Here is a 19,652-nt window from a genome sequence, read left to right as displayed (position 1 = left end):
TCACCCCCCCGCCTTCGCTGTGATTTCGAGGAAGCGCTTGCGACCGTCACGCGTTTCCTTCACGCCGAGGATGTTCCAAATCATGTCGTCGTAGCGGAGCTGGTCCACGGCGCTGACGCTGGACTGCGGACCTATCGCGCGAATTACGAAGCGCCGAATGGTATTGGAGACGATGCCGCCGTAGGCTACACGCTCGCTGTCGGAAACATCGTGTCGGGATGCCGCGACGATGGCGAGTTCTGCCCATATCAGATCGACACCGCCATGACCGTCGTCAACTTCTGTGTAGCGCTCTATCGTGATACGCCGATCAAGATCACTGCCCGTCGTCATTCGGCAACTCCCCTGCTCCGGCCTCAGTCATGTTGAGCGGCGACAGGTACTCGTCACCGCCATCGATGTTCGGCATGTTTTCCCAGCCGCGAATTTCATTGACCGAAAGCCAGCCGCCGTTGCGGCCCACGCTGTAGGCGTCGTATCGGGCCTTCATATCGCCGCGCAGCAAGCCCGCCAGGTCATGCTCGACGAAGAGCGACTTGCGGCTTTCGACGGTCAAGAGCGATGCATTCATGGCCTGCTCGACGCGCCGCGCCATGGGAGCCAGGCACCGAACGACAAGAGCGCGACTTTCCTGATCGCTATTGGAATAGGTCGCGTTATCGGTAATGCCCGCCACGGTCGGCGGCACACCCCAAATCCGGCAGATATCCAGATTGGTCAGCTTGCGGCTTTCCAGAAACTCCGCGTCCTTCGAAGAGAAAGAGAAGGATTTCCAATCCGTCCCGCCATCGAGGACGAGAACGCCCCGGGTGGAGAGATCAGAATTGACCTTGGTTTCAAGCTTGTCGAGCACCGTCTGGCGCTGATCCTTGCCGATGATGTTCGGGAAAACCAAAGCTCCCTCCGGCAGGAAGCTTTTTGCGGCCTGCTTTCCGGCCGTCTCCTGCTGCGTCAAAGCAAGGTTGAACGTTTCGCGGGCCATCTGGATAGGCGAAAGGCCCATGACGCCGTCACGTGCGAGGCGGTAACGCAGATGCAGAATTTCTTCCTGCAGGTAAACGCGGACGCCGCCGGCGGCGTTGGAAACCCGGTAGCGGAGCCGCCCGCTGTCCAGCTTCTCCACGGCCACATTACCGGGATCGAGCGGGAACAGTGCCGAAACCTGCCCCCGACCGTTCCATTCGAGACGAGCGAAGGCGTTTCCATTCACCATGACCGACGCCAGCAAAACCTCGCGGCATTCAAAGGCGGTCATGTTCGGATTGGCCATATCGTGCAGAACGCTGTAAAGCGGGTGATCCGTCGCCCGCTCGCGACCACCATCATTGCTCCGACGATAAAGGTTCAGCGGCATGGCCGCGAGGTTCTGGCTGACGATGGCGATGCAGGCATGGCCCACAGCAATGCCGGTGGCCCGGCCGGGATCGACGTAGCCGCCGATACCGCCGCGAAGGCCAAACCACTCAGCAAGGTAGGGATCATCGGATTTGATGGCAGCGCGCTTCTCGCGGCCAAGGATGCGATTAATCAAGCTCATTTGGAAAGCTCCAGCAGGCGCAACGCGCGATCCGCATAGCAACGGAACGGCGACGGCAAGAGAAGGGAACGTGCCTGAATGACCGTGCCGTCATAGGCGGGCCAAGCCAGCACAACGCTGATTTCGTGCAACTCGACAGCCCGCAGCTCGCGGCGGTTGCCGTCGCGCTTTTCATCCACTGCCGTGAAGCCAAAAGACATGCCACCGAGGTCGCCGCGTTCGGCAAGCGCCAACACATCGCGGCCCGCCACAGTGTCGGGAATGTCCAGATCGAAGGCGAGACCCCGGCTATCTTCGGAGAGGCGCAGGGTGCCGGAGCGCGTGCGGGCCAAGACGCGGCCCGCGTCATGATCGACCAGCGCCAGCACATCCGCCTTGGAACGCAGCGAGCCGGAGAATGCCCCCGGCGCAATGGTCTCGGTGAACCGCCCGCCGATATCGGCGGACTTGGAGAATGTGGCCGCATATCCTTCCAGACGACGGCCCTTCGCGCGAACTTCAATGGTGAAGCCGCGCTTTTCAAAGCTGCTCATATGCCTTGCTCCCGATGAGGGGCAATCAGACGATCAACGCCGAAGTCGATAGCGGCGTTGGTGGTCGGTCCGGTTGCTTCACGATTTTCATAAAAATGACTGATGAGCAGGTACTGCGCCTGCTCGACCGATGGAGGAAGCGGCGCGGCTTCCATATCCACGCCGATGGATTTCAGATGGTCGCTCGCCGCCGCAATGAGGCGTTCAACCACCGCGTCGTCATCGTCGGCGTCGATGCGGAGATACGCCTTTGCGTCAGCGAGCGAGACCATGGCTTAAATCTCCGCGTAGGCGAATGCCTGCGGGTGGCGCACGGCCACGTCGGCATCGAGGAAGGCATGCAGGAGAGCGCCGCCGTTCGAGGCAACGTCGGGATGGTACGGGTTAATGAGGATATCAACCGCGCTCCAATACCCCAGGTAAAGCTCGCCCCACTGACCATAGATCAGCGCCGACTTGTCGTCGCCCACTCCGAGATCGCTCGGAACCTGACTGGACACTTCGACACGCTGGCCGTGGAACAGCTCGGAAGAAGGCATCACATGATCGTCGCCGTCCTTGAGCTTGCGCGCCATCTTCATAACCGTCGGATTGGTCAAGAACGCCGAAGTGCCGGTAACGTCATCAAGCTCCAGCTCGGCAATCAGGTTTGCCGTCGTGTCGGAGAAGGCCGTTTCCGTCGTGACCTTCGTGACGCCTGCCGTGTTCAGGATGCCCAGCGGGACCGGCGCGACCCCGCTGCCCGCAATCGCCGCTGCATCGAGCGCCTGCGCCAGCAGGAAACCCAAATCGCGCCGGAGCAAATCTTCGATGGCGGTGCTGGACTGGAGCATGAGACGGCGGGACAGGCGGTATTCCGCCGTGACCGTCTTCGGCGCCATCGACACCTTTTCGAAGGTGACGGCAGAGCGAGTTGCGTTGCCATTTTCGGCCACCCAGCTTGCCGTGCCGCTCGAGGCAAGGTTCGGCAGATCAAGGAAGCCGGTCAGGCCACGAAGGACGGTCGCGCCCAAGCTCTCGACCTTGAGAGCGGGGCGCATGCGGTCGGCTACAGCGGCAACGTTGGTCGCAACCGTATAGCCGCCTGCCGACGCGGTTCCGACCGTCTGGTTGCGCTGCTCGCGACCGCCAAGCAGGATTTCGGAAGGAACAGCCAGGTGGATGCCGGAAGCGCCAGAGCGGCTTTCGCGGCCACGCTTCAATTCCTGATCGATTTCGGCCTCGCGGCCGGTCAGACGGCCGGCGAGCACGCCGCTGATGGCGGAGGCCAGCGAATAGTTGCGCAGCTCGCGGTCAAACTCCCCGCCGCTGACAGTTTCGCCGCGCTGTTCTTCGCGCTCGAAGGAGGCCATACGTTCCTCGCGGGAAATCTGCCCGTCAATGTCGGTGACTTCGGTTTCCAGCGCCTTGAAGCGCTGTTCTTCCGTGTCCTCCATCTTGTCTTTCTGATGGAGGTTGCGCATTTCGGCCACCTTGGCGGCACGCTTTTCGCGCAGTTCGATAAGCTTTTTCATGGGTAACTCCGTTGGGTTGATGGCCGTCCGGAGGAAATCAAGCGGTAGTTCGGTTAGAGAAATCGGATAGGTCAAAAAGAAAATCGCCAGCATGTGCCCCTTGTCTGGTCCTTCTTGGACACCCCGCGCCTCCAGAGAGGCACTTTCCAACTTTCGTCCCGGCCCGCTGGCGAGGCCGTTGCTTGATGGCGCAGGGAATTGGCTAGTGTTCGGTCGGAGCCTCCAAATTGTCGGAAGCCTCGCGGAAGGCCGATGCAATCGCTTCGAACTGCAAGGCACCGAAGAAGCGTTCGAAACCGATCCCGCGAGCATTGTTCTCTGCGACGACGCGGATCGCTCCGGCGAAGCCCTCGATTTCCAACGTGTCGCCTTTCTTTTTGGCTTCGGCCAGATGCGCGAAGAAATAGTGGGCAAAGGGGATTTCCTTGGTGCCCATCAACGGTTCGGTATCGACGCCATCGGCTTCGAGCTTGTTGAGAACGGCGTGCGAAAGCATGAAGCGGATGCCACCGGCCGGGTTCGGCCCTTTGATGCGGATTTCAATATTCGGGCCTTCGTAAACATCGTCATCGCCATGGAAGCCGGGAGGATCGGGACTGAAAAAGATGATGCGATCCGCCGTGCCATCGATGTAACGGGCGAGAAACGCCGCGATGAAATCGAGGAAACCGGCATCATTACCCAGCCCCAGCTCGCCCATGACGCAACGCACCCACGGCTCATTCAGCATGTTTGGGGCAACGCGAAGATTGGCATAGTCGAGGAAGAAGCTTTCGACGCCCTGTTCGCGGCTGGTCAACTCGCTCGGACCTGTTGCCAGGATGGCGAGAAGCAATTTGCCGCCGTCCATGACGGAACGCGGCATCGCCCCGCGACCGCGCTTACCGGGAGACCACCAGCCATACTTGCTCAGGGCGAGGCCGTAGGCTTCGACATTGGAGAAAGAGCGGTTGATGCTCACCGAAAGTTTTTCGAACATTTTTGCGGCCGTGGTCATAGGTCGATCCCGAATGATACGGGCATAACCTACATAATGAGGTTATGCCCGTCAAGACATTACCTCATGAGGGAGGTTATTCGGCTTAGCATGGAGCTCAACAACGCAGCGACCTGCACCTCGTTCAACTGTGTATGACGGGTGAATTCCTGAAGGTACTTGGCCTTCACCGACCGCGTTGCGTCGTTCATTGGGCGAAATTCGCATACAGCAAGAAACGATTTTTCCTCATCGCGGGACGCTTTCGTATACCTGCGCCACGCCGCTTTGGAAGGCTCGCGACCTATGGCTATGCGGTCTGTCGCATCGCATGCAGAAGAGAAAATTTCTACCGCCTCGCGATGAGCCCCGATCAGAGCCGAAAGTCGTGTATCGACATAGTTACGTGCATCCTCTTGTGACTTTATGTCACCGAACATGATTGGATATTCATGCTGGTCAGCAGGGTAGATTGTCGCAAACCAACGGCCATCATCCGTAGCCCGCAGCACATCTGACAATTCGTGCGCGAGACGGCGAGCTGTTTCCCAAGGATGTTCTGGCTCATGCGCTAACTCGGAAGAAGCAGCCGCGACGGAAGGGACGGCAACCACGCTGCTGGTCGCAATGCCTTTCAGTATTCCCCGTCTAGTGATATGGGCGAGTTCAGCCATTCGATGATCCTCCTGTGATCGTCGTTTCGGTTAGACGGAAGGAGAAGCGCCAACTTCCCTTCCGTCGTTTTTCGTGGTACCACTGTTTTTATGACAAGTCAAACTGTGGTACCAAGGAAAAAGCGCGGGCCACCCGCTACCGGAAAAGGCATTCAGGTGCAGGTTCGCCTGCAACCCGAATTACTTCAGGTATTGGATGACGTTGCAAGCGAGGTGGGGATTACTCGACCGGAAGCTGTTCGCTATGTTTTTGCCCAATGGGCGAAAGCTAATGACCACATTAAGCCGAGAGAAAAGCTGACCGAACGTTCCGTCATGCTGAACGTTCAGAAGGAGACTATCGCGCGTATCGAAAAGCAGTTCGGAGCAATGCCTGTTGATGAGGCTATCAACTTCATTGTCACGGCCTGGCTTGAGGGAAAGGAAGCCTCGGATGGATGACGATATTATCACAACGATAAATAAGCTGACCAAAGCCCTCGGCCAAGCTCAGGGACAGAACATCGCCCAATCTTACATTCTGATGGAGATCGTCCGCGATTTGGCGCGAACGCAACCCGACCCCCAGAAGTACATTGCGGGGTTGTTCGAACGAGTGAGTGGCCGTGCTGACCAAGGTCCGGTTGAAAAGGAAGCTCATCCGGTGCAGGCGGAATTTCGATGGACGGTCGAAACATTTTTCAAACACGCTGGACAGTCCCTTGGTGATTAAGTCAGTCCTCCAGCATTTCTAATAGACACGACGGCATCGCATCCGGTTCGTGACGGCCGGAAACCTGCAAGGCCATCGCCAGCGCCACAAGGCCATCGATGCGGCCCGAGGCCTTGCTCTTGTCCATCTTCCGGCTGCCGGCCGGATCGCGCGTTATGACCGCGTTCGCGGCGCACATATTGAGAACCGGATTTCCACCGTGCCGGATCAGCTTTTCAGCAACGCTACGCTCCAGCATATCGACGGCAGGCGACATATCCTTAAACCCTTGCCCGAAAGGCTCCAGCGGCACATTGCCGCCGAACAGGCCCAGCTCCCGCTTCAAGTCCTCGATGCGCCAGCGGTCGTAAGCGATGGTTCGCACGTCATAGGTCTGCGTCGCGTTGAAAACATTCATGGCAACGAAGCTGGGATCGATGGTGGAACCGGGGATAAGCGTGATGAAGCCTTGCTTCGCCCACAGATCGTAGGGCACGCGATCTTCGTTGGACCGTTCGGCAATGCTCGCCTCCGGCATGAAGAACTGGCAGACGATATCGAAGCTGCGCCCTTCGCCGGGAAATGCCAGGACAAGGGCTGTCAGGTCGCGGGAGCCGGAGAGGTCTAGCCCGCCATAACATTCGCGGCCAGCCAGGTAGGCGAGATCGGGAGCGGCCTTGCACCGGTCCCATTCGGCCTTATGGATGAAACGGGAGACAGCGGAGACGCGCTGATTGAGGATCAGGTTGCGGAAGGCGCTTTCCTTGGACGGCACAAGCCGCGCCTGCCCTGCCTGCCGCTGCACGTCGTCCAGCGACCGAAAATCCGCAAGCGCGGGATTGGCCGCAATCCATGCCTCGCGGCTCCATGGGTCGGCATCCTGCGGTGCGGCATAGAGGGTCAGGTGAAAGCTCAGATCATCGATATCGCCGGAATTGACACGCTCGCCATAGTCGATCAGCTCCGAAAATACGTGATGGTCGGCGGCGGCTTGCGTCGAAATGCACATCATCAGCGGATTGTCGCGAGCGCCGGTCGCGGTGTCGAGCGCGTCGAATAGGTCACGGTTCGGAGCGGAGCCCAGCTCATCATAGACGACAAAGGAAGGCGACAGGCCCATTTTCGAGCCAGCGTCGGCCGACAGCGCGGCGTAGATCGAGCCTTGTCCGTCGCCGGTCAGGACTTCGATTTGCTTGTTGAAGCGGATGATGTTGCAGCGGTCGTCAAGCTCCGGGTGCGCCGCGAGGATGGCGCACATTTCCTGAAAGAGCTTCGCCGCCTGATCGCGCGTCAGGGCGGCCGAGTATACCTCGCCACGCGGCTCGGCTTCCGGCCCGCACAGGTGCGCCAGCGCGATCCCGGCCGCGAGCTGGGTCTTGCCATTCTTTCGGGCCATAGAAAGAACCGCCGTGCGGACCGGTCGCCGCCCCTCGTCGTCTTCGGCATAGACCGCCTCAATGAATTCGCGCTGCCACGGCCGGATTTTCATGACGGTTCCGGCAAGCTTGCCAGCCGTTATCGGCAAGTCCTCAAGAAAGGCGATCACGCGGCCTGCTCGCGACAGGCCGGGCTCTTCCCAGGGCATGACGGGGCGAACGTCGATCTTGCCGCGTTCCGAAAGTGCCTTCGCGCCTATGCCCCGTGTTGCCATTATGAAAACCCCAAATCGTTGTTATCGTTATGCTTTGTGTCTGAAACTAAGTATATTCCGCTCTCCAACGTCGGTCCGGGCGAAGAGCCGTTTTCGTGATTTGACCCGCCCCCCCTATGCCAACCATCAGACTGATCGACCGGATTTCCCGCTGCATCGATGCCTTTGATCTTCCTCGCGAACGGTTTCTTGTGCGTCCGGTCGTTCGCTGCCGTCTTCTCATTGTGGCAACGCTCGCACATCGACATCAGGCCATCGAGGGGCGGGAATGGATCGCCGCCGCTGGTAATCGGCATCATGTGATCCACCGTATTCGCCACTGTCACATCGCCCCGCGCCTCGCATGGTTCGCAAACAGGTTTGCTCGCCAGCTTCGCAAGCCGGAGCTTCTGCCATGCACTCGTACCGTAGGGCCAATCAGCCATTGCCACGCCCTCCATGGGGCATGGGTCCGCTGCCCTTGCCATCCGCTCCCTCTCCTAAGCCCCTTCTGACGCTGCCACGCATGCCAGCCTGTCGGCTCTTGCTCCCTTTCTCCGTATGTTTTTTATCTGTGGTCTTCGTGGGGTGGACTAAATTGAACCCTATCTCTCTCGCCAGCGATGGCCCGCGCTTCAACCAAGAGACCCACTCACGCGACACGACGCGCAGAATGTTGGTCAGGTTCTTTTGCCCCTTGCGAGGGCGAGGTTCTACCGAAAGGTGATGGCGGAGCCGTGCCTGTCGGATAGCGTTCTGCACCGTAGTGCGGCTCACGCCTGCGACGGCGGCTATGCGATCAAGGGGAAGGTCACATATGCCATGGTGTTTCACCTCACCAGCGATGACAACGAGCGCAGCCCGCTCCCCTTCCGTGTAATGGTGGCGGATAGTGTCGGGCATTCCGCTGGAGCCGCCCAGCTTACGCTTACGTGCGACTGATGCGGCCCGGTCTGGAGAGCGCTGCCACTTCCTGCCAACCAAGCTCGTGAGGCGGCGAGAGTAGCGATTAAAGACGTTGGAAACCATCGGCCCACGGCTCGCGCCGATGGTCGGAATAGCCCCCGTCATATAGGCATCGACAATGGCAGGATCGAGCGGCCCTTTGCGCATCAACGGCGTGCGAAGCAATGCGGAGGAAACCTGTAGGGGGTCGCTCATACCGCACCCCCATACGCAAGGGAGTGAGCGCGCTTGGTGGCCTCAATCGCATCAAGGTTCTTCAGCCCGAACCGATCCCTAAGCGCCGGAATAACCGGCCCTTTGATTTCGGTGCGATGTTCGTGAAGCCAATGCGCCGCCAAATTGATTGCATCTGCGCACGTATTCGGATAGGAATTCGGAGTGAAGTTTTCCTGTTCCGAAGACAAAGAACCGCCGTTTCCGACTGCAATCGGAGCGGCGGTTTTCTTTTGGACATTGGTCAGCTCAACGCTGATTTTGGTTTTACAGTTAGACCGTTTGTTCTTGCAGTGTTCACGGTTTTGTGCGCCTTCTTTGTAAAGCGCAACCTTTTGTTTTTCATTGCCTTTACGGCAATCGTCTAAATTCGCACATCTGGTCTTCCAGAGCCGGAAATGATCCGGCATGCACCACACGCCCCTGCTCGTAAAGCGCGGCCACCGGCTCTGCCCGCAGCCATTTTCCGCGGGACGCCCGAACCGAGGTCACCGGCAGTTGCGCGTCGATCCCCCTCAGCACCGCCTGCACCATGTCGCCGCCCTGGTTGACCTCGGCCACGATCCGGTCCGCATCGAACCGGCGATAGGCGCGCACCACGGCAGCCGCCCATCCGGCCGGGCTTGCGCCCTCAACCGAACAGTCCGCGAGAACCACCCCCCGCCCCGCCCGGTCGAGCCCGGCGACGATGATGCCGCAACAGGAGCCTCGTCCTGCGCCCGAAGGCGGATCGACCGCCACGACGATGCGCCCGAGCGGCCCCGTCTCGCGCAGCTTGAGGCTCTCGATCGCCGCGCGCGACCAGAGCGCGTCCTCGCGATCCTCGATCATCTCGCCGTCGAGCTCCTGGCGCCCGAGTGTAGGGGGGTGATACCTTTTGGACACGGACCTATCTGATTGACCAGCCCGCAAGTCCCTGTGAATCAAAGGGAAACGGCTGCAGCCTCTAACGATGGGGCGGCGGGGGGAATGCAAATTGGGTGGCGAAAGTGCGAGAATATCGCGCAACCTTCTGGACAGATTCACGCATTCTTCTCGCATTGTTCTGTCAATCGCGCTGACGAGAACGCATTCTTTCATGTTTCTGAAAACTATGAGCAAAACGAAGGCATTTTGCACGAAATGCATGTTTTGGGCGCGACAGATCAGAGTGATATAAATTGCGAGCCGGTATGCGGGTGAAATTGAGGTCCGAAATTTGTTCGGACCTTCAACGAAGATTTCGGACCTTAGCTACAGGATTGAAATTTAATTAGTTTCCTACCGTACATGCGCCTTCCCGACACTCCCAAGGTCCGAACCGAAAAAAGCGGCTTATTCCTAGAAAGCATTGCCAGCGCAAAAATTCGAACGAAGGTAGCTGAGGGCTCTAAGCAAGCGGTCAACCGGCATCGTGACTTCCAACGGCGCTTTGGCGGAGCACAGGTTATCCCGAGAGACCCCGCAAGATGGGGTAAAGGTCAAAATTGGAAGTCCTAGCGACAAGTCTAGGTCTATGAATTTATCAAAGTCGTAAACTATCTCGACTGGCTCCTCGGGATCGCCAACGATGGTCACTCCGATGGTGCATTTTTTTATCGACCTTACCGTGACACGCTCAATTCCACCTTTGAGGGGGGCTCCGACAAAGTCGTAGATCGCCGGTGAACTAGATCGCTGTATGATCTTGGCTGTCCCATGCTTCGTCATCTTATTCGAGTTGTCTTCCAGACCAAGCACGATGAATGCGACGGTTTCTTCTACAGTCTGAGCATGTGCCCCGGCAGGCACAACGAGGCTTGCCACAAGCGACAAAACGAAAAAAGGTCGCATAAATTTTCCCCGTCAAATTGGCCTGTGGCCTACGAAAATCACCCTGCCTACTACAACCAGATCTTCAACACGGTCCGCATCGAAAATCTCAACTGGAAAATGCATCTCTTTGTTATCGGATGTAAGTTCCAGTTTTCCGTCCATCCGCCAGCGGGCGCGTTTTACCAACACCGCATTGCCTACGCTGAAAACGTAGATCCGTCCGTCATCGACCGCAGTCTGACTAGCATCGACGATCATAAGCGAATCATCATGTATGGTTGGCAACATACTCGGGCCGCTGGACCACATCAAAAAACAATGGTCCGGCGCTCCCCCCAAACTGCGCAGAAAAGCCCGCTCGAACGCTACTTCACTAACGGGCATTTGATTGATCGCGACCAATCCTGTCCCCGCAGATGCCTTCACATCATATTGCGGCAACCGCACAAAATCGTTCGGTGCCCAGTCGATTACCAGACTTGATGCACTGCGAGATGCAGGCATTTCTTCGAGCGCTCGCTTCTTGATCTGTTTCGTTTCACCGAGCCGATCTGTCCCTCCTCTTGGCTTTAGCGGCCCCTGGAACATTTCCCCCTTGCCGGAAATCAGCCAATGAAGATTAACAGAAAATCTCTGCGAATAATCGGCCAAAAAATCGAGGTCCGGCATCGAATCGCCTCGCTCATAGCCCCCCAAGGTCTCAGGGTGGAAACCTAGTTCGAGCGCAAAAGCGCTGCGGCTCTCGTATCCTAACGTTTCTCGCAGCTGAGTAAGCCTTTGAGCAAACGGCGTTTTCGCTACTGATTTTCTGCCCATACCAAAAACAGAAAAATACTGTTTTATAAACAGCGTTTCTCTGTTATCCCTTGTTAGCCGCCTGCTTCGGCTGACGGCGAATGTCCTTCACCAACCAAAAGAAAGCGGGTGTTTGCACCACCCGCTTTCCCCAGGAGTAACCGTATGAGTAAACCGCCCAAATGGACCCCCAAGAGGATCCTTTGCGAAATCCACGAACGCGGCATGACACTTCAGCAGCTGGCGCTTCGAAACGACCGCAACCCAAGCAGCATGCGCAATGTCTGGACCCGCCCCAACAGCATCGACGAGCGTATCATCGCCGAGTTTATCGACGAAAAGCCCGAAACTCTGTGGCCGAACCGTTACCCCAAAACTACTACCCGGATTTACGATAGCGCGAAGTACGGCCCGTTAGAAAGTCAAAAATCCAACGCGTCTGCTGACAAGCGGGTGGCGGCATGATCGCGGCCATGCCCCTCGTGTGCGGGCCAGCTGACACCATCGGCTGCATGACAGTCGAGCAGGCCAAAAGCCTGATTATCGCCGCCGCTGGACTTCATGGCCGACTGATCGAGAACGGCTACAGTACCGAGAGCGCAAACGGTCGGGATCCAATGATCACGACCGCACTTACCAAAATCTTCAACGGCTTTTCCAGCGAAGGCGAAAGGCCATTGTACGCACCCGGCGACATGCCTGCGCATTTTTTCATCCTCGACAAACTCGACGACATCACCGGCGAAGAAATCGAACAACGCATCGTCGAGGTGCTTTGCGAGGAATTTGCCGTGCCGCTTTGCGCCGCGCTCGTGCGCGACGGCTTCCTGTCCGATCCCGAATTTGCGGAGCTGCCGGCACGCCCGACCGCTAACGCCTAACATTGGAGACGTTTCCATGACTACCACACATCAGATTCCCTTTTTTAGCGACCTGCCCACAGCCGCCATTCGTCCCGCAGGACAGCTCTGGAGCAAATCCCGCGACCCGAATTACAATGGCCTTGTTGCCTACAGTGACTTCGTTCAGGAGCTGAACGACCTCAAGATTGCTCCGCCGCCGCGTGCCGTGGTCAAGCGCTGGGTCGCTGGCGTGCAGGGAGGTCTGATCGATTGCCCCGGTGGCGAACCGGCGCGGCCGGCCGTCGCCCATGAGGATCAATCGCAGGATATCGACGTCCAGACGGTACCGGCATATTTCGCCGCCCTCCCGCCCAGCGCGACCAATGCGTTGCAAGCGGCCTGGGATCGGGCATCCGGAGGAGGCTTCGAAGACCGGTTCATGTACAGGTCATTCTGCGCCGACATCGGTGCGCTCGGGTTCGAGAGCCCTCTACCGATCGACTTCAACGCTTGGACCAAGGCCGTGGCGAAGGGCGAGATCGAGCGACCCGCCCGGCAGATCGAAAAAGCAAATGCCGCGCCCGCTCCAGAACCGTTTGAGCCGCTAACCCCGCAATCCTTTGCTGCTGTAGCCCTGTCCGTTTCGACCCCGACCGGCATCGCCAAACGCGACGGCAACCCGCTCAGCGCGCTGGTCGAAAAGGCGATCGAGGAAAAGACCCTGGCGCTGCAGGCCGATGCCCGCGAGCGGGCAAAGAGGTTCGTGGCCGAGCAGTTGCGCGAACTCGTCCAGCAATTGGAGGTCAGCGCCTGATGACGTCCTTCCAGATCGCCATGTCCGCGTGGGGCTTCTGGATCGCGGTCGAGCTTCTGGCCTTCTACTGGTTGCTCAAGAACCGCAGACATTGACCTTTTTTCCGCCGATCCGGTGTTGCGTCCGGCGGAAAACCAGCGGAGCCGCCTTGTCCTCCCAAGCGGCGGCTCCGCACCAATCCATTCCATTCGCATTGCAGGCAGCAACATGACAGACATCGACATCCCCCTCAAAGACATCGACATCCCCACCGATCGCGCCCGCGATCTGGACTTGGCCTGGGTCGATGCTCTTGCCTCCCTGTTCACGGTCCAGGGCCAGATCAACGCGATCACCGTCCGCAAGATCGACACCGGCTTTCGCCTTGTCACAGGCCTTCACAGGCATGGTGCCGCGACGAAAAACGATTGGCCGACAATCCGCGCAAGGATTTCCACCGCAGCCAACGACGACGAAGCACGCCTCGAAGAGGTGATGGAGAACCTCGGCCGCAACGATCTCAATGCGCTCGATCGGGCTCACCATCTTTACGAGTTGAAACAGACCTACGAACGTCTCTATCCCGAACGGAAACACGGTGGCGACAGAAAGTCAGAAATCAAACGGCAAAAATTGCCACTTGATCCGCCATCGCCCGAAATCTTCGGTTTCGTGGCGGACACGGCCGAGAAAATCGGGCTTTCCGAACGTGCCATCCGCATGGCCGTCTCTATCTGGAAAGGCCTTACCGTCGCGTCCCGTGCGCGCGCGGCCGGGACATGGCTTGCCGATCACCAGTCGAGCCTGAAGCTCCTTTCCGCGCAAACGCCGGCTTATCAGAAGGCCGTCCTCGACTGCCTGTTTTCCAGCCCGCCGACAGCCGCCAACGTTGCGGAGGCGCTGATCATCATCGAGAACGGCCGCGCGCCCTCGCATGTCGAGAAGAAATTCGCCTCGCTCAACAAGGCCCTGACCGGCCTGAAAGACGAGGAACTGGACAGCGTTCTTTCCATCCACGAGGAGCGGATCGTCTCCTGGGTAAAGCGCAAGGGGCTTCTGTAAGATGAGCAAGCGCCGCGATCCTGACACTATGGACCTTTTCCGCGACTACCAGCCTCCAGCCGTGGTCGCGCGCTTTGAGCCCGACGTCGCCAAGGGTGGCACGCTGGATGTGAAAATCGCGCGGGTGCTTTCGGAAGCCATGGCGATGAGCGGCAAGCCTCGTGACACGATCGCGGCGGAAATGTCCGATTATCTCGGACAGCGTGTGACCGAAAACATGTTGGACGTCTATGCCAGCCCGGCCCGGCGCGACCAGAAGATCACGGTCGAGCGCTTTATCGCCCTAATCGACGCGACCGGTTGCTACGAGCTTCTGAATTTCCTCTGCGAGTTTTCAGGCTTTGTCGCGGTGCCTGCCCGATACGCAGAAGTGATCCAGCTCTGGCAGACGGAGGAGCGTCTGGCCGATCTCGAACGGCAGCGCGCCGCCCTTCGCGGGCGTGTCGGAGGCCTGTTGAAATGAGGAAGGCCGACTATCATCCCTGCTTTTCCTGCACCCTTCCAGACTGTGACGAAAGTTCCCCAAGATGCGGGCTGAAAACGGCAGAGGCCCGCTTTCAGCAGCTGAAGGCGCGCGGCGAAACCGTTCCGGAGGACGTGCGGCTGCGACGCGCGGCGGCACATCAGGAGCGCTACGGCCAATTCCGGCGCAAAGCCCGATGGGAGGGGCAGCAATGACCTTCCTGACAGCTATCGAAATCGCAGACGCGGGTGCTCGGCTCAAGTTAAAAAGCATGCCCCTTTCAGAAAGAGGCGTTCAGCTTCGCGCCAAGGCCGAGGGCTGGAACAATCTCCCAATTAATCTCGCAAGAAGACGCTCTGGCCGCGAAGGCGGCGGGGGCATGGAATATCATGTGTCTCTTCTGCCTGAACTGCTGCAAGCAGCCCTCCACGCCGAAGTCAGCAAAGAGGTTGTCCTCGCCACCCAGCAGCAAAGCCGTGCCCGCGATATTGCCCGGCGCGAGGCCATTTCGACAGCCCAGCTCTCGGCGCGCCAGCGCAATGTCATGGCGGCTCGCTCGGCCATTTTGTCGGCGATCGAGACCTTTCAGATTTCTAACGGATATTCACAACGGCAGGCCATCCAGACATTCCTCGCCGACCCGGCAGCGCTGCAGCTCTCAGATGCCATACTCATCACCGCCAACGACCGGGCCGAAAAGGCATCCGTTAGCCGCGCCACCCTCTACAACTGGTTCAAGCTGCGCGACGAGGTCGGGATCGCGGCCCTTGCGCCGCTGCCGACCAAGGAAAAGCAGGACATTCCGTCATGGTTCTGGCAGTTCCTGCGGCTTTACGCCCAGCCGCGCAAGCCCTGCCTGACGGAGACACTGGAGCTGTTCTGCAAGGCTCTGCCCGCGCATATCGTGCCCCCCAACTACGACCAAGTGCGCCGGCTGATGGCCCGTCTCGGCAATGTCGAGAAGCATCGCGGCCGAGAAGGTCCGCTGACGCTCAAGGCCCGCATGGCCTATACGATGCGGTCCACGGCCGATCTTTTGCCCGGATGCGTCTATACGGCTGACGGCAAGACGTTCGACGCCGAAATCGCCCATCCGATCCATGGCCAGCCCTTCCGGCCGGAAGTGACACCGATCGTCGATGTGGCAACGCGGCGGTGCGTCGGGTTTTCCGTTGGTCTTGCCGAAAATTCGGGCGGTGTCGTCGATGCGCTGCGGCATGCCTGCGAGACCAACGGGATTCCAGCCATATTCTACGCCGACCGTGGTCCCGGCTTCCGCAACGATATCCTCGACAATCAGTTGACAGGCCTGACGGAACGCCTCGGCATCACAAAGCTGCATTCCCTGCCGTACAACTCGCAGGCACGCGGCATCATGGAGCGGTTTCACCAAACGGTCTGGACGCCGCTCGCCAAGACCTTCGAGACCTATATCGGCGAAGACATGGACCGGGAGGCGAAGCACCGGGCCTTCAAGGAAACCCGCCGCGACCTGAAGATGATCGGCACCTCGGCAAAGCTGCCGACGTTTCAACAGTTCATCGACGCTTGCAACAACGCGATCGTCGCCTACAACGCCCGGCCGCACAGCTCGCTGCCCGACAAGATGTCGCCCGATCAATATTGGGAATACCACACTTCGACAGGCTTCGAGATCGTGCCGGTGCTGGAAGGCGAGAAGGACGATCTGTTCCGGCCGTATGTCAAGCGCAAGACGAACCGCGCCATGATCGAGTTCCTGACCAACACCTATTTCCACATGGCCCTGGAAGAGTTCCACGGCGACTATGTTCTTGTTGGATACGACGTTCACGACGCCTCGAAAATCTGGGTTCGCGAGATCGACCAGAAATCGGGTGAGGAGCTAATGGGTCGCCTGATCTGCGTTGCCGTTTTTGCCGGCAATGAGGAGCGTTACATTCCGCTCACCATGGAGCGGGCGGCAATGGAAAAGCGGGCGACAGCCCGCGCCAGACGCCTTCAGGACAAGCTCGACGTGGTCGCGGCCGAACTGTCTCCGGGCCGTTTCCTCGAAGACGCTCGCCTCGAAACAATGCCGATCACCATTACGCCTGCGCCGCATGCAGATGACGCCGGTCCAATTCTGATCGAGACGAAAGTTTCGGCCCCCGAAGCCATCGATATCCCCCGCCGAAAGACATTCGCCAGTGACGAGGAACTGGCGGCGTGGGCGCTCGAAAATCCGGGAATTCTAACGGTCAATCAGGTTCGGGTGTTGCGTCAGTGCCTCCAGAGGCAAACCGCGATCGACCTTTTCAGACTGTCAGGCATCGACGTGGACGCTCTTCGAAACATCGTCCGCGCCGCTGCCTGACATCAACACAACGAAGGAAAAAGTATCATGAAAAATGTTTTTGTCGAGACCAGCAACGTAAAACGCTTTCTGAGCGCGCTTTCGGCGTTAGAGGATCGCGGCGCTACGGAGGCATGCCTTGTCGTTGTGGACGGCCTGCCGGGCCTTGGGAAAACCACCACCCTCAAGCATTGGGTGGCTCAAAACAACTGCATTTACCTTCGGGCAAAGAAGGAATGGTCACCCGCATGGTTCATGAACGAACTTCTGGACACGCTTAGGGTCAACCCGCCGCATTCCTTCCAGAAGAAATATGCCAAGGTGCTCGAAGAGCTGGCGGTACGGCAAAATAACGCCCTCATGGCGCGCCGGCCTTTCGGCCTCGTCATCGACGAGGCGGACCATGTTTCGTCCAAGGCAACGATCCTCGAAACGATTCGCGATATCTCCGACATGATCGAGTTGCCGACCGTTTTCGTCGGGATGGGCAAGATCAAGGATAATCTTTCCCGGTTTCCGCAGGTCGCCTCCCGCGTTTCACAGAAGGTTCGGTTCGAAAAGGCCAGCAAGGACGATATCAAGCTTCTGATCAAAGGACGTTGCGAGGTTCCCGTCGCTGACGATCTCGCCAATTTTGTCTTGACCGCCTCCCAAGGCTTCAATCGCGAGGTGCTGGAAGCCATCGCCAACATCGAACGCTTCGGCATGCGCTCCGAAATCGGATCGGAGGGCGTCACCATGGCGGACATGGCTGGCCATGTGATTATCAACAACCGCCACACCAACCAGGACATTTACGTTCCGGAGGGGGTGTGATGCGGGAGCGCTCGAAACCCGGTACGGTGCCAACCCTATTGCTGCAGTGCCTTGCTGATGGCTCCTGCCAGTCACTTGCCGAGCTGGACGCCGGTCTGGATGCGGACTACCGGCAGATCGCGAACGCGGCCTATGCCTTCATCAGCCGTGGATTTCTCGAAAGAGCCGAGCATGGCTGCTTTCAGCTAACCCCCGCTGGCATGGCTGCTGCAGAAAGCGGCTTTGTGGTCAACACGCGTCCGCTTCGGACGTACCAGCCCCATTTGCGCAAACGCCCAAAGAACAACATGCGCCAGCGGGCCTGGAATGCCATGCGCATCAGCGTCAGCTTCACCATAGGCGATATCGTGATCGCTTGTGTGCGGGATGAAATCTGCGCCGAGAAAAACCTTCAGCGCTATTTCCGAGCGTTGAAAGCCGCCGGTTATCTTGCCGAAATGCCTCGCCGTATCGGCGGCTTCAAACGATTTCGGCTCATTAAGGACACCGGCCCCCAGGCCCCGGCTGAGCTGCAGAAGCGACGGGCGTTGATTGACTACAATCTTTCTGAAAAAGGGGAGATCGTGTCATGCATCAAATGACCATGCTCGATCTCCCTGACCCGGAGTGGCTTGAAGTCCTGCGCCGCGAAGCAGGTAAAGAGGGCGTCACAAAGCAGGCGATCGCCGATGCGATCGGCGTTTCTCGCACGGCTGTCTCGTTGCTGATCGCCGGAAAATACACGGCACGCACCGACAAGGTCGCCGAGAAGATCGCCAACAAGGTGATGGCCCTTTACGCGCACCGCGTCTGGTGCCCGCATACCCATCAATCCATCACCTCCATCGCCTGCGCGCAACACCATTCCGCGCCGATGACCATGAGCGACCCGGATGCACTGCGGCACTGGGTCGCCTGCAAGAAGTGCCCGCAAAACCCGAACAGAAAGGAAGCATCCGATGCTGTCTGACGCGATCCACGCCATGCGAGAGCGCCTGAGCGGCACGTCGTTAGAAAATCACGACGTTCACGGCATGGCGCTCCAGTTGCGGATCTTCGAGATCGAGGCCCGCAATATGGAAACCCGCATCATGTCCCTCACGCGCCGGCCGCATGTCGCCCTGGACGGCACCCTGATTTCCGGACCCGTAATCGACATCAAGGGAGGGTTCGATGCTTTCTAGCCGCGTCCGTCGCCTGCGTAACCAGCTGATCGAGATCCAAAAGACCGGCATTTCGCTCGATGGAGCCACACTCGGGTCGATCATTCTTGCCGTCCTGCAGATCGAGGATCGGGTTCTCGATCTGGAAGAGCGGTTTCCCGTCGAACGGTCGGAGCCGTTCAACTTACCCGCCAACGTCATCGCATTCCCCGCAAAACCTCGTCACTGAAGGAAAAACCATGCCTATCACCATCCCAACCAGCATGCCTACCGAAGAGATCAACGGCATCGCCTATGTAAGGCTTGCCAAAAACGAGTTGAAAACCCTTTCGTCACTTAAACCGGAGCATATCGAAGAGGACGAACTGGTCCGGAGACTTGCGGCCAAGGCCGCAGCTGCCAATGAAATTTTGGTCGCTCTCCGTGAAGAGATTTTCTCGGAGGTCACAGCCCTGCGCGACCTCCTCGCTGACAAATACGGGGTTAAACGGGGCGGCTCGAAGGGCAATATCACCCTCTCGACCGTCGATACGACGCTACGCCTCACGATTGCGATCGGCGACACCCTCGCGTTCGGTCCCGAACTCGAAGTCGCCAAGGAACTGATCGACACGTGCATTCGTCGTTGGTCAGAGGGGTCGAGCAACAATATCCGTGCATTGGTCGATCAGGCATTTCAGGTTGACAAGAAGGGTAAGCTGAACACCGATAAAATCTTGGGTCTTCGGCGCATGAAGATCGAGGACGAAACAGGCGACTGGGAAAAGGCGATGAACATCATCGGCGATTCCGTTCGAACGCTTTCCTCCAAGGAATATGCCCGCTTTTACATGGTCGATCAGCAGACCGGCGACGACAAGCCGATCCGCCTCGATCTTGCCAACGCGTGAGGTGGGC

The 19,652-nt window shown here is 58.7% G+C and carries 26 protein-coding genes and 1 pseudogene; 15 read left to right on the top strand and 12 right to left on the bottom strand.

Annotated features, from left to right (window positions below):
- The 7 genes from PY308_RS07710 to PY308_RS07680 form a co-directional block, all read right to left on the bottom strand.
- Positions 1-333, bottom strand: coding sequence for a phage head closure protein (locus PY308_RS07710; protein ID WP_275789790.1), 333 nt, complete (start codon positions 331-333; stop codon positions 1-3).
- Positions 317-1,537: a phage portal protein gene (locus PY308_RS07705; protein WP_275789787.1), complete on the bottom strand. Its 1,221-nt coding sequence runs from the start codon at positions 1,535-1,537 to the stop codon at positions 317-319. The genes PY308_RS07710 and PY308_RS07705 overlap by 17 nt, the downstream gene beginning before the upstream one ends.
- Positions 1,534-2,070 carry an HK97 family phage prohead protease gene (locus PY308_RS07700; RefSeq protein ID WP_275789784.1) on the bottom strand — a complete coding sequence of 179 codons (537 nt, stop codon included), beginning with the start codon at positions 2,068-2,070 and terminating at the stop codon, positions 1,534-1,536. Before PY308_RS07700 ends, PY308_RS07705 begins: the two co-directional genes overlap by 4 nt.
- On the bottom strand, positions 2,067-2,342 hold the full coding sequence (locus PY308_RS07695) for a head-tail connector protein (protein ID WP_275789782.1): 276 nt from the start codon (positions 2,340-2,342) through the stop codon (positions 2,067-2,069). The genes PY308_RS07700 and PY308_RS07695 overlap by 4 nt, the downstream gene beginning before the upstream one ends.
- A gap of 3 nt (positions 2,343-2,345) precedes the next feature.
- Positions 2,346-3,584, bottom strand: coding sequence for a phage major capsid protein (locus PY308_RS07690; protein WP_275789781.1), 1,239 nt, complete (start codon positions 3,582-3,584; stop codon positions 2,346-2,348).
- 202 nt (positions 3,585-3,786) lie between these two features.
- A complete protein-coding gene (locus tag PY308_RS07685; RefSeq protein ID WP_275789779.1) occupies positions 3,787-4,581 on the bottom strand; it encodes a hypothetical protein in 795 nt (264 codons plus the stop codon).
- A gap of 59 nt (positions 4,582-4,640) precedes the next feature.
- Positions 4,641-5,234 carry a hypothetical protein gene (locus PY308_RS07680; protein ID WP_275789777.1) on the bottom strand — a complete coding sequence of 198 codons (594 nt, stop codon included), beginning with the start codon at positions 5,232-5,234 and terminating at the stop codon, positions 4,641-4,643.
- Positions 5,235-5,390: 156 nt separating this feature from the next.
- On the opposite strand from PY308_RS07680, the gene PY308_RS07675 reads away from it, so the two are divergent.
- Together PY308_RS07675 and PY308_RS07670 are read left to right on the top strand one after the other, a co-directional pair.
- Positions 5,391-5,675, top strand: a complete 285-nt coding sequence (locus PY308_RS07675; RefSeq protein ID WP_275789774.1) for a hypothetical protein — start codon at positions 5,391-5,393, stop codon at positions 5,673-5,675.
- Entirely contained in the window at positions 5,668-5,946 is a 279-nt protein-coding gene (locus PY308_RS07670; protein ID WP_275789772.1) for a hypothetical protein, read from the top strand. Before PY308_RS07675 ends, PY308_RS07670 begins: the two co-directional genes overlap by 8 nt.
- Before the next feature lies 1 nt (position 5,947).
- Here the strand turns inward: PY308_RS07670 and PY308_RS07665 are convergent, their stop codons facing one another.
- The gene (locus tag PY308_RS07665; RefSeq protein ID WP_275789770.1) at positions 5,948-7,576 is read right to left on the bottom strand and encodes a terminase large subunit; all 1,629 of its coding nucleotides are present in this window, start codon (positions 7,574-7,576) and stop codon (positions 5,948-5,950) included.
- Positions 7,576-8,001: an HNH endonuclease gene (locus PY308_RS07660; protein ID WP_275789767.1), complete on the bottom strand. Its 426-nt coding sequence runs from the start codon at positions 7,999-8,001 to the stop codon at positions 7,576-7,578. The genes PY308_RS07665 and PY308_RS07660 overlap by 1 nt, the downstream gene beginning before the upstream one ends.
- Positions 8,002-8,281: 280 nt before the next feature.
- On the opposite strand from PY308_RS07660, the gene PY308_RS07655 reads away from it, so the two are divergent.
- Positions 8,282-8,497 (top strand): hypothetical protein, encoded by a 216-nt coding sequence (locus PY308_RS07655; protein ID WP_275789766.1) that lies wholly within the window; start codon positions 8,282-8,284, stop codon positions 8,495-8,497.
- A 215-nt stretch (positions 8,498-8,712) separates the two neighbouring features.
- Here PY308_RS07655 and PY308_RS07650 read toward each other — a convergent pair whose 3' ends face one another.
- From PY308_RS07650 to PY308_RS07640, 3 genes and pseudogenes are all read right to left on the bottom strand, one after another.
- Positions 8,713-9,144: a hypothetical protein gene (locus PY308_RS07650; RefSeq protein WP_275789764.1), complete on the bottom strand. Its 432-nt coding sequence runs from the start codon at positions 9,142-9,144 to the stop codon at positions 8,713-8,715.
- Positions 9,101-9,601 (bottom strand): annotated as a pseudogene (locus tag PY308_RS07645) (phage terminase large subunit family protein); the annotation flags it as partial. The pseudogene PY308_RS07645 and the gene PY308_RS07650, both read right to left, overlap by 44 nt.
- A 957-nt stretch (positions 9,602-10,558) precedes the next feature.
- A complete protein-coding gene (locus PY308_RS07640) occupies positions 10,559-11,344 on the bottom strand; it encodes an XRE family transcriptional regulator (RefSeq protein ID WP_275789763.1) in 786 nt (261 codons plus the stop codon).
- A 144-nt stretch (positions 11,345-11,488) separates the two neighbouring features.
- Here PY308_RS07640 and PY308_RS07635 point away from each other — a divergent pair, with 144 nt between their 5' ends.
- From PY308_RS07635 to PY308_RS07580, 12 genes are all read left to right on the top strand, one after another.
- A complete protein-coding gene (locus tag PY308_RS07635) occupies positions 11,489-11,788 on the top strand; it encodes a helix-turn-helix domain-containing protein (RefSeq protein ID WP_275789760.1) in 300 nt (99 codons plus the stop codon).
- Positions 11,785-12,204, top strand: a complete 420-nt coding sequence (locus PY308_RS07630; RefSeq protein ID WP_275789758.1) for a hypothetical protein — start codon at positions 11,785-11,787, stop codon at positions 12,202-12,204. Before PY308_RS07635 ends, PY308_RS07630 begins: the two co-directional genes overlap by 4 nt.
- 16 nt (positions 12,205-12,220) lie before the next feature.
- A complete protein-coding gene (locus PY308_RS07625; protein WP_275789756.1) occupies positions 12,221-12,979 on the top strand; it encodes a hypothetical protein in 759 nt (252 codons plus the stop codon).
- Between the two features lie 207 nt (positions 12,980-13,186).
- Positions 13,187-14,020 (top strand): ParB N-terminal domain-containing protein, encoded by an 834-nt coding sequence (locus tag PY308_RS07620; RefSeq protein ID WP_275789754.1) that lies wholly within the window; start codon positions 13,187-13,189, stop codon positions 14,018-14,020.
- Position 14,021: 1 nt separating this feature from the next.
- The gene (locus PY308_RS07615) at positions 14,022-14,483 is read left to right on the top strand and encodes a hypothetical protein (protein WP_275789752.1); all 462 of its coding nucleotides are present in this window, start codon (positions 14,022-14,024) and stop codon (positions 14,481-14,483) included.
- A 196-nt stretch (positions 14,484-14,679) separates the two neighbouring features.
- Positions 14,680-16,818, top strand: coding sequence for a Mu transposase C-terminal domain-containing protein (locus tag PY308_RS07610; protein WP_434064213.1), 2,139 nt, complete (start codon positions 14,680-14,682; stop codon positions 16,816-16,818).
- Between the two features lie 27 nt (positions 16,819-16,845).
- Positions 16,846-17,613, top strand: coding sequence for an AAA family ATPase (locus PY308_RS07605; RefSeq protein WP_275789747.1), 768 nt, complete (start codon positions 16,846-16,848; stop codon positions 17,611-17,613).
- Positions 17,613-18,194, top strand: coding sequence for a hypothetical protein (locus PY308_RS07600; protein WP_275789745.1), 582 nt, complete (start codon positions 17,613-17,615; stop codon positions 18,192-18,194). Before PY308_RS07605 ends, PY308_RS07600 begins: the two co-directional genes overlap by 1 nt.
- Positions 18,191-18,562, top strand: coding sequence for a helix-turn-helix domain-containing protein (locus PY308_RS07595; RefSeq protein WP_275789743.1), 372 nt, complete (start codon positions 18,191-18,193; stop codon positions 18,560-18,562). Before PY308_RS07600 ends, PY308_RS07595 begins: the two co-directional genes overlap by 4 nt.
- Positions 18,552-18,776 carry a hypothetical protein gene (locus PY308_RS07590; RefSeq protein ID WP_275789741.1) on the top strand — a complete coding sequence of 75 codons (225 nt, stop codon included), beginning with the start codon at positions 18,552-18,554 and terminating at the stop codon, positions 18,774-18,776. The genes PY308_RS07595 and PY308_RS07590 overlap by 11 nt, the downstream gene beginning before the upstream one ends.
- Positions 18,766-18,984: a hypothetical protein gene (locus PY308_RS07585; protein WP_275789739.1), complete on the top strand. Its 219-nt coding sequence runs from the start codon at positions 18,766-18,768 to the stop codon at positions 18,982-18,984. Before PY308_RS07590 ends, PY308_RS07585 begins: the two co-directional genes overlap by 11 nt.
- Positions 18,985-18,994: 10 nt before the next feature.
- Positions 18,995-19,645 carry a DUF3164 family protein gene (locus tag PY308_RS07580; RefSeq protein WP_275789737.1) on the top strand — a complete coding sequence of 217 codons (651 nt, stop codon included), beginning with the start codon at positions 18,995-18,997 and terminating at the stop codon, positions 19,643-19,645.
- Positions 19,646-19,652: the final 7 nt, after the last annotated feature.

It is taken from the genome of Pararhizobium gei, from assembly GCF_029223885.1.
In the GTDB taxonomy this organism is placed as follows: domain Bacteria; phylum Pseudomonadota; class Alphaproteobacteria; order Rhizobiales; family Rhizobiaceae; genus Pararhizobium; species Pararhizobium gei.
Note: the sequence above shows the minus strand (reverse complement) of the source record. Positions and strands in the feature narration are given on the sequence as shown.